At 68.3% G+C, this 11,605-nt stretch carries 12 protein-coding genes and 2 pseudogenes; 10 read left to right on the top strand and 4 right to left on the bottom strand.

Features of this window, described 5'->3' with window-relative positions; translation table 11 throughout:
- Positions 1-183, bottom strand: a pseudogene (locus FV226_RS25130) (IS630 family transposase); the annotation flags it as partial.
- 107 nt (positions 184-290) lie between these two features.
- Here FV226_RS25130 and FV226_RS25135 point away from each other — a divergent pair.
- Positions 291-497, top strand: a complete 207-nt coding sequence (locus tag FV226_RS25135; RefSeq protein WP_246691729.1) for a hypothetical protein — start codon at positions 291-293, stop codon at positions 495-497.
- Between the two features lie 60 nt (positions 498-557).
- Positions 558-1,232, top strand: coding sequence for a phosphatase PAP2 family protein (locus tag FV226_RS25140; protein ID WP_246691730.1), 675 nt, complete (start codon positions 558-560; stop codon positions 1,230-1,232).
- A 349-nt stretch (positions 1,233-1,581) separates the two neighbouring features.
- On the opposite strand, the gene FV226_RS25145 is transcribed toward FV226_RS25140, so the two are convergent.
- From FV226_RS25145 to FV226_RS25155, 3 genes are read right to left on the bottom strand one after another with little or no spacing between them, the layout of a single operon-like run.
- Positions 1,582-2,919: an LLM class flavin-dependent oxidoreductase gene (locus FV226_RS25145; RefSeq protein ID WP_147765066.1), complete on the bottom strand. Its 1,338-nt coding sequence runs from the start codon at positions 2,917-2,919 to the stop codon at positions 1,582-1,584.
- Between the two features lie 14 nt (positions 2,920-2,933).
- Complete coding sequence (locus FV226_RS25150) at positions 2,934-3,977, bottom strand: LLM class flavin-dependent oxidoreductase (RefSeq protein ID WP_147765067.1); 1,044 nt, start codon at positions 3,975-3,977, stop codon at positions 2,934-2,936.
- Positions 3,978-3,981: 4 nt separating this feature from the next.
- Complete coding sequence (locus FV226_RS25155; protein ID WP_147765068.1) at positions 3,982-4,971, bottom strand: ABC transporter substrate-binding protein; 990 nt, start codon at positions 4,969-4,971, stop codon at positions 3,982-3,984.
- 465 nt (positions 4,972-5,436) lie between these two features.
- Here FV226_RS25155 and FV226_RS25160 point away from each other — a divergent pair, with 465 nt between their 5' ends.
- The 8 genes and pseudogenes from FV226_RS25160 to tnpB all read left to right on the top strand — a co-directional run.
- Positions 5,437-6,657, top strand: a complete 1,221-nt coding sequence (locus tag FV226_RS25160) for a monooxygenase (RefSeq protein WP_147765069.1) — start codon at positions 5,437-5,439, stop codon at positions 6,655-6,657.
- A gap of 13 nt (positions 6,658-6,670) precedes the next feature.
- A pseudogene (locus FV226_RS25165) lies at positions 6,671-8,039 on the top strand (LLM class flavin-dependent oxidoreductase).
- A gap of 57 nt (positions 8,040-8,096) precedes the next feature.
- Entirely contained in the window at positions 8,097-9,338 is a 1,242-nt protein-coding gene (gene soxC / locus FV226_RS25170; protein WP_147765070.1) for a sulfite dehydrogenase, read from the top strand.
- Entirely contained in the window at positions 9,325-9,867 is a 543-nt protein-coding gene (locus tag FV226_RS25175; protein ID WP_147765071.1) for a cytochrome c, read from the top strand. Before soxC ends, FV226_RS25175 begins: the two co-directional genes overlap by 14 nt.
- A gap of 647 nt (positions 9,868-10,514) precedes the next feature.
- Positions 10,515-10,865, top strand: a complete 351-nt coding sequence (locus tag FV226_RS25180) for a transposase (protein ID WP_147763303.1) — start codon at positions 10,515-10,517, stop codon at positions 10,863-10,865.
- Positions 10,865-11,077, top strand: a complete 213-nt coding sequence (locus FV226_RS25185; protein WP_147765072.1) for an IS3 family transposase — start codon at positions 10,865-10,867, stop codon at positions 11,075-11,077. Before FV226_RS25180 ends, FV226_RS25185 begins: the two co-directional genes overlap by 1 nt.
- A 53-nt stretch (positions 11,078-11,130) precedes the next feature.
- Positions 11,131-11,505: a transposase gene (locus FV226_RS25190; protein ID WP_147765073.1), complete on the top strand. Its 375-nt coding sequence runs from the start codon at positions 11,131-11,133 to the stop codon at positions 11,503-11,505.
- A partial coding sequence (gene tnpB / locus FV226_RS25195; RefSeq protein ID WP_147765074.1) for an IS66 family insertion sequence element accessory protein TnpB occupies positions 11,502-11,605 on the top strand: 104 nt, incomplete at its 3' end. The genes FV226_RS25190 and tnpB, both read left to right, overlap by 4 nt.

An 11,605-nucleotide genomic window follows, 5' to 3' on the forward strand; every position in this document is an offset into this window, starting at 1 on the left:
GGCCGCCTCCGAGCGCGAGCCGCCCGCCGAGATCACCGACAGCGCCAACAGGCGGCGGGTCTGGGCCGGATTGCGCGAACCCTTGGCCAGAGCGCGCAAACCTTCGGCATCATAATCCGATCGCAGTGGCACCGGAGCAGCCATCACATCCTCCTCAGGCTCCAAACCTGAAAAGAGAATCACGACCTGGATCGCGATGCTACCTCGCGTGAGTCACGTTCAACGCGGCTTGGTATGACATCACCCGTGGGACCGGCCGCTACAACGCAGCCCACGGCCTGATTGGCACGGTGCAGGGCGCGGGCGCTGCCCTGTACTTCGTGATCGCCGGAACCTTGGTCCAGAAGGCCGGGTTCGATGCAGCCTATCTCGCCTGTGCCGCGGCCACCGCGGTCGCCCTCGCGGTGTTGGTCGCGCTGATGCCGGAGACCGCTCCCGAGCCGCCTCGCAGCGGACCGGCGGCGTGGTTTCGGGCGATGCTGCCGGGCAAAGCGTAAGGAGGAGCAGTGAGACATCACAATTCTGGAACAAGGCGCCGGCGGCCGGCGACGTTCGCCGTGTTCCTGTGTCTCGCCCTGCCTGCGGCCGCCGACACGCTGCACAGCAGCTACGTCGACCCGGCGGCGATGGCGTTGCAACGTGTTCTGCCCCCGCCGCCCGCGGCGGGTTCGGAGCCGGCCAAGGCCGATATGCAGGCGGTCGAGGCGGCCGTCGGCGCCCGCTCTTCCGAGGATGAGCGACGCATCACGGCGAACCTCCCGTGCACGCTCGACCGCTTCTCCGGTGTTCTTGGTCCGAGCTACACCGCGGCGACGATGCCGGTCACCGCAGGGCTGATCGAGCGCGTTTTCCAGGACGGCGAGCTGACCGTGCTGGCGGCCAAAGCCACCATCGCCCGGCCACGCCCTTACACGCTAAAGCCCGATCTCGCCACGTTCGGCCATCGGTCCGCCAGCACGTCCTACCCGAGCGGTCACGCCACGTTCGGGTATCTCGCCGCCACCGTGCTTTCGCATCTCGTGCCGGACAAACGCCAGGCGCTGTTTGCCTTCGCAAGCTCGTACGGGGCAAACCGCATGATCGCCGGAACGCACTTCCCGTCCGATCTCGAAGCGGGAAAGATCGCGGCGGCCGTCATCGCGGAGGGATTGTTCCGCGATTCCCGTTTCCAACGGGACTTGGCACGAGCCGCCGCGGAAATCGTGACCTTGGACACTCCTTCCAACCATTGAGGCGGAAGCCCACCCCCGCCTCACGAACGCAGGAGGCAGGTTGCTGGGTAAAACCACCGCCTAACTGCGTTCCATGGTTCTTTGCTGCGCAATAGCGCCGGCGCAGGCAGTCTTCGAAAACACTCCGGAGACAAGCCCTTCGGTACTCGTGCTGTCCAGCAACCTGGCGTCCGCACGGCTCGTCGCCCCGTTCCCGGAAATCGTCGTCCCGCGTCCCGACTAGGTGGCTCTCGTGCCGAACGATGCGAACAAGACCTCGACCCTCGCAGCATTCGTCGACTGGCTTGTCGCCGCAGGTGCTACATGAGAGCGGAGCATCAGGCCAAGCCGAGGACGGCTTCTTTCCACTTCAGGCCGACGCCGCCTTGCCCGTCGCGGCGAAACGGCTGGCGGGGCGTTCGAGGCCGAGATGATCCCGCAGGGTAGTCCCGGCGTAGTCGCGCCGGAACAGGCCGCGCCGCTGGAGGATCGGCACGACCGCGTCCACGAAAGTATCCAGGCCTTCGGGAAGCACGTCGGGCATCAGGTTGAAGCCGTCCGCCGCGCCGGCCCGGAACCACGCCTCGATGTCGTCGGCGATCACCTCCGGCGTGCCCGCGACGATGCGGTGGCCGACGCCGCCGCCCAAGGCCCGCAGGAGCTGTCGGACCGTCAGACTGTCTCGGCGCGCGAGCGCGACGGTGCCGAGGAACATCGTGTGGTTGGCGTCCGGCGGCAGGGGCAGCGGATCCGGCAACGGCTCGTCGAGGTCGAGGCGGCCGGGATCGATCCGCAGCGTGCCCGCGAGCCGGGCGAGGCTGTACTCCACCGGCACAAGGTCCCAGAGTTCGTCCTGGCGCCGCCGCGCCTCGGCTTCGGTGGAGCCGATCACGGTGGCGAGGCCCGGCAGGACGACCAGCGCGTCGGGCCTGCGCCCGTAGCGCGCCGCCCGCGCGCGCAGGTCGCGGGAATAGGCCGCGCCGTCCTCGATCGTCTGGGCCAGGGAGAAGACCGCGTCGGCGGTGGCGGCGGCGAGTTCGCGCCCGTCCTCAGACCCGCCCGCCTGGAAGGTCACCGGACGTCCCTGCGGGCTGCGCGGCACCGTCAGCGGCCCGGCGACGGAATAATGCGCGCCGCGATGATTGACGGCGTGGACCTTGGCGGCGTCGACGAAGCGGCCGCTCGCCTTGTCGCCGAGGAAGGCGTCGTCCTCCCAGCTGTCCCACAGGGCGTGCACGAGGTCGGTGAACTCCCGCGCCCGGGCGTAACGCGCGCCGTGGTCCGAGGCGCCCGCGAAGCCGAAGTTGCGGCCGGCGGCGGCGTCGGCGGTCGTCACCACGTTCCACCCCGCCCGGCCACGGCTTACGAGGTCGAGGCTCGCGAAGCCGCGAGCGAGGTTGTAGGGCTCGTTGTAGGTGGTCGAGGCCGTGGCCACGAGGCCGACATGGCCCGTCGCCGCCGCCACGGCCGCCAGCACCACGGTCGGCTCGAGGGCGTTGAACGGGCGGTGGTCGATCCGGTCGGCGATGGCGGGCGTGTCGGCCAAAAAGATCGCGTCGAGCTTGCCCCGCTCCGCGATCTCGGCGACGCGCACGAAGTGGTCGATGTCGACGAAGGCGCCCGGCCGGCTGTCCGGCAGGCGCCACGCGGACGGGTAGACGCCCGAATGCAGCAGGTTGACGTTGAGGTGCAGCTGACGGCTGCTCATCGATGGTCTCCGGTTCAGCGCACGCGCGGCAGGACCTGCTCGGCGAAGCGGCGCATCTCCGCCTCGAACGGCTGGAACTGCAGCATGAACAGCTCGATGCCGGCGGCGTGGAAAGTGCGGATGCGCTCGGCCACCGTGTCGTAGCTGCCCACCAGCCCGGCGGCGGTGCCGCCATTGGTCCCGACGTGTCGCGCGGCGGCGGCATCGGTCTTGGCGAACATCACGCTCGCCCGATCGGTCCGGGCGCGGGTGTCGGCCCGCAACGGCGCGTCGCGCTGCGCGAGGGCGAGGAGGCGGGCATGTTTGGCTTGCGCCTCTGCATCGGTATCCCTGGCGATCACGAAGGCTGAGAGACCGTAGCGTAGGGGGGCGTTGGCGACCGGGCGCCGGCGCAAGTCGGCGATCAGCGCCGCCACGTCCTCAAAGGGCTGGCCGTTGATGAACCAGACGTCGGCATGATCGGCCGCCAACGCCCGGGCCGGCTCGGATTCGCCGCCGAGATAGATGGTCGGCCGCGGCCGGAAGGTTCCGGCCGGGCGGAGCCGATAATTCTCCACGAGGAAGTGGTCGCCCGCGAAAGTCACGGTCTCCCCACGCATCAGCCGGTCCACGAGGCCGATCCATTCGCGGCCGTAGGCGTAGCGGTCGTCATGGGCCGGGAAGGGCAGGCCGGCCCGCTCGAACTCGGCCTTGTTCCAGGCGTTCACGAGGTTCAGCGCGAAGCGGCCGCCGCTGACGTGCTCGATCTGCAGCGCCATCTTGGCCAGCACCACGGGGTGGTAGAGCCCCGGCTTGATCGCCGCGATGACCTCGATGCGCCGGGTCAGCGCCGCGAGTGCGGCCGCCCCCGTCCAGGCCTCAAGTTGGTCGCGCTCCGCGTCGTAGGGGTTCATCGTGTGCTGGGCGACCAGCACCGCGTCGAACCCCAGTGCCTCTGCTTCCAGCACCAGAGCGCGGTTGCGCTCCCAGCTGGCGTCGTCGGGTTCGTCGGGATCGTGGTGGGAGGCGCGGGAGCCGTGGACGGCGGCCCAGATGCCGAAACGGGGGGCGTCGGTCACGGCATCAGCCCCGGCCGACTGGGAGCTGGAAGATCGGAACGTCGGTGGCGTCGATCCGGCGGGGAATGAGCTTGGCCTCGTAGAACACGTCGGCGATGGCCTGCTGCTCGCCGAGTTGGCTGCGCTCCACCGGCTCGACTGCATAAGTCCGCCGGCTGTTGGCGGCGGCGACGACCGCGGGCGGCAGGTCGCCCCAGATCGGGGCGAGCAGCGCCACGGCCGCCTCCGGGTTCGCCTTCATCCAGGCGCCGGCCTCCACCAGCGAGCGGTAGACGGTCGCCACCACCTCGGGCTGCGCCGCGACGAAGCTGTCGTTCGCCAGATAATAGCGGTGGTAGCTCGTCAGCCCGCCGCCGTCGGCGATGACCCGCACTGGGCGCTTGGCCTCGGCGAAGGCCAGGAACGGGTCCCAGATCGACCACGCGTCGATGCTCCCTTGGTCGAAGGCCACGGCTCCGTCCGGCGCCTGGAGGTAGGCGGGCTTGATGTCGGCGAAGGTCAGGCCCGCGCGCTTGAGGGCGGCGGCCAGCACGTAATGGCTTCCGGAGCCGCGGGAGACGCCGACCGTCCTGCCCTTCAAGTCGGCCGTGCTCCGGATCGGCGACTCGGCCGGCACGATGATCGCCTCGGCCGTGGGCGCGCCCCGCTCGCGGGCGTAGAAGGTCAGGGGCGCCTTGGCCGACTGGGTGAAGATCGGCACGGCGTCGGCAACGTCGGCGTGGATGTCCACGGCGCCGGCATTCATCGGTTCGATCACGCTGGTGAACAGGTGCCAGCTCGGCGTGTAGCCCAGCGGGGCGAGCCGCTCGGCAAGGGTGCCCTTCACCTTCAGCACGGTGAACAACACCGACGAGCGCTGCATGCTGATCTTCACCTCGCGCGGCGCCGCGTGCACGGCCGGCGCACCGAGCGCCAGGGCAGCCGCTCCGCCGAGCCCGGTGCGCAGGAACGAACGGCGGGAGGGCGCGATCCGCCACGGGGTCTCGTTGGTCATGGAAGGCTCGCAAATCGGCAGGGAGGCAGGAGAGTAGCCGGGACGGTGGCGGCGACGCTGTCTCGGGCCCACGCGCCGCTGGCCGGCTCGCATATTGAAGTCGAGCAAGGCCGCCGGATCAATGAAAGGGGTTTTCGATTTATCGGTAGTTCGTGGGAGCACCTTCTTCGATTGGCTTATTGGAAGGCGCATCTATTCCGTCTCTGCATGAGCATCCGTGCAGCGCCGCGAAAGCAGATCCCCTCTGGGCGATTTTTCCAAGCTTGTCGATTAGCCGGCGGGCTAGGAGAGCGTCTTCTCTAGGATCGGTGCATATCAGAAAAAAATCACTCTCATTTGCTCAAGATCAAAACGTATATTCTAAAATAATCGACTTTTAAGGTGTTCGGCTTGAGATCCGAAGACAATTCATCGATTGATCGGCCTCTCTGTCGGGTGATCGACTGGAACCGGGAAATCTTGTTCATGTCTCAGAGGGATGCAGGCTGGGGTGCCGGGCCGAGCGGGCGCTACGAAGAGCTCGCAGACCAGTTCCGCCCGGTCTTCGCCGAGATCCGCGCCACGGCGGTCGAGCGGGACCGGACCCGTCGCCTGCCCCATGCCGAGATCGGCTGGCTGCGGGAGGCCAACTTCACCACCCTGCGCCTCGCGCCAGCCGAGGGCGGCCACGGCGCGAGCCTGCCCGAGCTGTTCGCCCTGCTGATCGAGCTGTCGGCCGCGGATTCCAACGTCACCAATGCGCTGAGAGCCCATTTCGGCTTCACCGAGGACGCGCTGTGCTCGTCGTCGCCCGAATGGCGCGCGGCCTGGATCGCGCGGATCGGCGCCGGCGAGTCCATCGGTAGCGGCGTCTCGGAGACGGGACCGGCCAAGGTCGGCGCCTTCGATACGGTGGTGCGCCAGAGTGACGGCGCCCACGTGGTGGACGGCCGGAAGTTCTACACGACCGGCTCGCTGTTCGCGGACTACATCCATCTCTCGGCCGAGGACGAAGCGGGCGGCGCGGTCACCGCGGCGGTGCCCGTGCGCGCGCCCGGCGTGACCATCGTCGACGATTGGGATGGGTTCGGGCAGGCGCTCACCGCCAGCGGCACCGCGACCTTCGAGGGCGTCGTGCTCGACCCGAGCCTGATCAAGCCCGATCCGGCGCGCTTCCCCTACGCCATGGCGTTCTTCCAGCTGGTGCACCTGGCGACGCTCGCCGGCATCGGTCGGGCTGCGGCCGACGACGTGGCGCGGCTCGTGGCCGAGCGGACCCGCGTCTACAGCCACGGCAATGCCGCGCGGACCGCCGACGATCCGCAGATCCAAGCGGTGGTAGGTCGCGTCCGTGCCAACGCCTACGCGGCGAGCGCGATCGTGCTCAAGGCCACCGAGGCGCTCCAGCGCGTCCACGACGCGCACCGATCCGGATCGCCGAATGCAGAGCGGCAGGCGACGCTTGCCGACGTCGAGGTCAACCAGGCGGTCAGCGTAGTCACCGACCTGATCCTGACGGCGACGACCGGCCTCTTCGACGCGCTCGGCGCCTCCGCGGTCAAGGTCGGGGCCGGGCTCGATCGCTATTGGCGCAACGCTCGTACCATCGCCTCGCATAATCCGCGCATCTACCGCGACCGCAGCGTCGGCGCCTTCGCGATCTCCGGCGCGGCTCCGCCACGCCAATATCGCGTCGGGTCGGCGTGAGGCGGCGACTGGGATGGCACGCCGCGACCGCATGCGCCTGGGCGCGTTCTTGTATCCCGGCGGGCACCACGTCGCCGCATGGCGGCATCCTTCGTCCCAGGCAGATGCCGGGATCAATGCCGCCCACTACCGGCAAATCGCCCGCACGGCCGAGGCGGCGAAGTTCGACCTGATCTTCCTTGCCGACGGCGTCAGCATCCGGGGCGACGATCTCGACGCCTTGAGCCGGACCGCGATCCGCTATGTAGGCCAGTTCGAGCCTCTGACCCTGCTGTCTCACCTCTCGGCGGTCACCGAGCGCATCGGCCTCGTGGCGACCGCCTCCACGACCTACAACGAGCCGTTCCACATCGCGCGCAAGTTCGCCTCCCTCGATCAACTGAGCGGCGGTCGCGCGGGCTGGAACCTCGTCACCTCCGCCGACTCGCGCGAGGCCTGGAACTTCAGCCGCGAGAGCCACCTCGCCCACCCCAACCGATACGCCCGGGCGGAGGAATTCGTCGACGTCGTGCGCGGTCTCTGGGATTCCTACGCGGACGACGCCTTCGTGCGCGATCGCGAATCCGGCCGATTCTTCGATCCCGATAAACTGCACCTGCTGGCCCATGAGGGCGAGCACTTCTCGGTGCGCGGCCCCCGCAACATCCCGCGCCCGCCGCAGGGGCATCCGGTAGTGGTGCAGGCGGGCTCGTCCGAGGCCGGGAAGGCACTCGCCGCACGCACCGCCGAGGTGATCTTCACGGCTCAGCAAACTCTGGAGGATGCGGTCGCCTTCTACGCCGACGTGAAGGGCCAGATGGCCCAGCACGGCCGCGACCCGGACCACCTCAAGATCATGCCGGGCGCCTTCCCGGTGGTCGGGCGGAGCGAGGCGGAGGCGCAGGACAAGTTCGCTTCGCTGCAGGAGCTGATCCACCCAGTGGTCGGGCGCTCGCTCCTCGAACAGCTCACCGGCGCCGACCTATCCGCCTATCCAGACGATGCCCCGGTGCCGGAGATGCCGGAGACCAACGGCGGCAAGAGCCGCCAGGAGCTGTTCCTCCGCCTTCGCACGGCGGGAGGGCCTGACGATCCGCGAACTCTATCTGCGCGCCGCCAGTGCCCGAGGCCACTGGACGATCGTCGGCACGCCGGCACAGGTCGCCGACGCCCTCCAGGAGCGGTTCGAGACGCGGGGCGCCGACGGCTTCAACATCATGTCGCCGACCCTGCCCGGTGGGCTCGACGACTTCATCGACCTCGTCCTCCCGGAATTGCGGCGGCGGGGGCTCGTCCGGAACGAATACGAAGGATCGACCCTGCGCGACCACCTGGGCCTTCCCCGGCCTGCGCACCGCATTCCATCAGCCACAAGCGCCTCGCCCGAGCGAGGGGCCGCATGACGACCATCCTGCGGAGGCTGTCGGCGCAAGACCGGCGAGAGATCGGATTGTGATGCCATGAGCGACAGCGACACGATCAACGCCCGACGGCGCTTCCTCGTCCGGGGGGCGGCAGCGGCCGTGGGTGCCGTAGCCGGCAGCGCAGTCCGCGCGGAGGAGGCGACTCCGCCCGCGATCCCGGATTGGATGAAGGTCCCGGGAGCCGATACCGGCAGCCAGCCCTACGGCACGCCCTCGCGTTTCGAGGCGGGGCTCATCCGCAATGTGCCGAAGGAATTGAAGCAATACACCTCGGCCTCCACCCGCACGCCGCTGCAGGATCTCGACGGCATTCTCACGCCGAACGGCCTGTTCTACGAGCGCCACCACGGCGGCATTCCCGATATCGACCCAGCCCAGCACCGGCTCATGATCCACGGATTGGTGGAGCGGCCCCTCGTCCTTACCATGGAAGACATCCGCCGCTTTCCGAGCGAGTCGCATATCCACTTCCTGGAATGCTCGGGCAATCCGGGCTTCGACGCGATCAAGGGCAAGACCGCTTCGGATCTCGTCGGGCTCGTGAGTTGCGCCGAGTGGACCGGTGTCCGCCTCGCGACGGTCCTGCGCGAGGCCGGCCTGAAGTCGGAAGCGAAATGGGTCGTGGCCGAGGGCGCGGATGCCGCCGCCATGACCCGCAGCATCCCGGTCAAGAAATGCCTCGACGACGCGCTGCTGGTCTACAGCCAGAACGGCGAGCGGTTGCGCCCGCAGCAAGGCTATCCCCTGCGAATGTTCCTGCCCGGCTTCGAGGGCAACATGAGCGTGAAGTGGCTGCGCCGCCTCAACGTCAGCACGGAGCCGGCCTATTCCCGGGAGGAGACTTCGAAATACACGGACCTGATGCCGGACGGCACCGCCCGACAATTCACCTTCGTGATGGAGGCGAAGTCTGTCGTCACACGGCCCTCCGGCACCCAGCGGATCACGCCCGGCTTCCACGAGATCACCGGCATCGCCTGGACCGGGCGCGGCCGCATCCGGGGGGTGCAGGTCACGACCGATGGGGGCAAGTCCTGGCAGGACGCCGCCCTTCAGGAGCCGGTTCTAAACCGGGCGCTCACCCGCTTTCGCTTGCCTTGGCACTGGGACGGGACGCCCACAACCATCGCAAGCCGGGCGATCGACGAGACCGGGTATGTTCAGCCGAGCTTCGACGCGTTGACGGCGGTGCGCGGCCGCAAATCGTTCTACCACAACAACGCGGTCGTGCCCTGGCGCATCGCGGCGGATGGCGAGGTGGCCAATGGCTATGCGTGAAGCCAGCGGAGTCGTCATCATGGCCCTGGTGCTCGCCTGCGCAGGGGCGGCGCGGGCAACGGAGCGCCTCGGGATCGGTCGTCCGGCGTCGGAGGCCGAGATCGCCGCCTGGAACATCGACATCGATCGCGACGGCCGGAAGCTGCCGCCGGGACATGGGAGCGTCGCGCAGGGGCGCGCGGTGTTCGACGCGCAGTGCGCGTCCTGCCACGGCAGCCGTGGGGAAGGCGGGACCGGCGAGAGGCTCGTCGGCGGTCAAGGCACGCTCGCTTCTGCGAAGCCGCTCAAGACGGTCGGGAGCTTCTGGCCCTACGCGCCGACCCTGTTCGACTACATCCGGCGGGCGATGCCGATGAACGCTCCACAATCGCTCAGCGACGACGACGTTTACGCGGTCTCGGGCTACGTCCTGTACCTGAACGGGCTCATCCCGGAGCGCGCCGTCCTCGATGCCGCCACGCTAGCCACCATCCGCATGCCGAACCGGGACGGGTTTGTCTCGGACCCCAGGCCGGATGTTGGGCCCTGACCAGACTAGATCGACGGTACAGTGATCCCCTCTCCATGACAGCGGCGCAGACAATCGATGCGGCCGACTTGGGCCTAGCGACGGCTTGACCCTCTGGGATGCCTGGACCGGGGGCGGCTCTGAGAGAAGCCGTTCCGGCTCGGACCGACCGGGACGGCGCGCGACCCTACGGAAGTGCATCCTCGGGACGGATTTCAAGGATGAATCGGTTTTTGTGGAGGCGCCCCGGCGCGCCCCCTGGTCCGAAGGAGGACCGGGTTCAATACAGACTCATACACTCAGCAATTTCATCTTGGCTGGCCAAGCCGAGCCGGACGGTGACGTCGAGTTGAAAGCATGACACCGAACGTAGGTTGGTCGGCGCTCCGGTCCGTGACCGCCAATACCTTTTTTCATCCGGAAAGCAGCCAGGTCGCATAGGGTCGGTTGCAAGACGTTCGCGTCCGGAAGCAAGGTCAAGGTTTGCTACTACCCATATCAGACGCAGATTTTTTGTTCACCCAGCGACCCGCAAGCGGACGTTCACAGCTTCCGCAAAGGGTGGAGGCTGTGTGAAAAGAGGACGCCAAGTGGAGTGGGCCCCTGATGGTGGACAGATTGGGCAGGGCTGATTGACCGGATGGCCGGGTCTTCGAAGGATGAAGACCATGGCACGACACCGTTCCCACAGCGTCGCGTTCAAGCGTCAGGTCGCGCAGGAGTATCTGTCCGGCGAGACGCTGCACGGCCTGGCCAAGCGCCACGACCTCTCGCGCAACCTCGTGCGGGTCTGGGTGCAGAAGTACGAGACCGGCGCGTTCGACGATGACGCGGCCGCCGCCGACACGATCCAAGCCTACGAGGCACGCATCGCCGCGCTCGAACGGCTCGTCGGCCGGCAGGCGCTTGAGCTCGAGTTTTTAAAAGGGGCTCTGCGCCAGGGACCACCGCCGAGAAGCGGGCCTATGTCCGTGATCACCGGCCCGGCAGCCTCTCCGTCGCTGCGGGATGCCGGCTGATGGGTCTGGCGCGCTCCACCTACTATGACGCTCCGACGCGGGCTGCCGACGACACCGCCCTTGTCGAGGCCATGGCGGCGATCTGTGATGCGTTTGAAGCCTACGGCTGGCGCCGCGTCCAAGCGGCCCTGCGCCAGAAAGGATGGCGGGTGAATCACAAGAAGGTCCGCCGCCTCAGTAAGCGCTCGGTGACGGCTGCCTTGTGCGGATAGGGCTTGGGTCTGGATACAGGGGATGGCGCTGTATCGGCCCTGTGTCTGGACTTATGACGAACGCTCCTCACATCGTCGTCGCGGGAACGCGACGGACCTGGTCGCCCGAGCAGAAGCGCGCGATCCTCGCCGAGGCGGACGATCCGACGACGACGGCCTCCGAAGTGGCGCGCCGGCACGGGCTTCATTCGAGCCTGCTGTTCCGCTGGCGCCGTGCTCTCAGGGCCGAAGCATCGGCACCGAAGGCGGGGTTCCACCCAAGCTTCATCCCACTCGCGCTGCCGGCTCCGCCATCCACCGTGCGAGCAGAGCCGTCCCGCTCCGGCGCCATCGAGATCGAGCTGGCCGGGGGTCATCGGCTTCGGGCCGAGGCGGGCGCGGACGTGGCGCTCCTTCAGGGCGTGATCGCGGCGTTGCTGGGACGATGATCCCGGTTCCCTCCGGCTCGCGAGTCTGGCTGGCGACCGGCCACACCGACATGCGCAAGGGCTTCGACGGCTTGGCCAGCCTCGTGCAGGATCACCTCGC

This window comes from Methylobacterium sp. WL12, from assembly GCF_008039475.1.
Taxonomy (GTDB): domain Bacteria; phylum Pseudomonadota; class Alphaproteobacteria; order Rhizobiales; family Beijerinckiaceae; genus Methylobacterium; species Methylobacterium cerastii.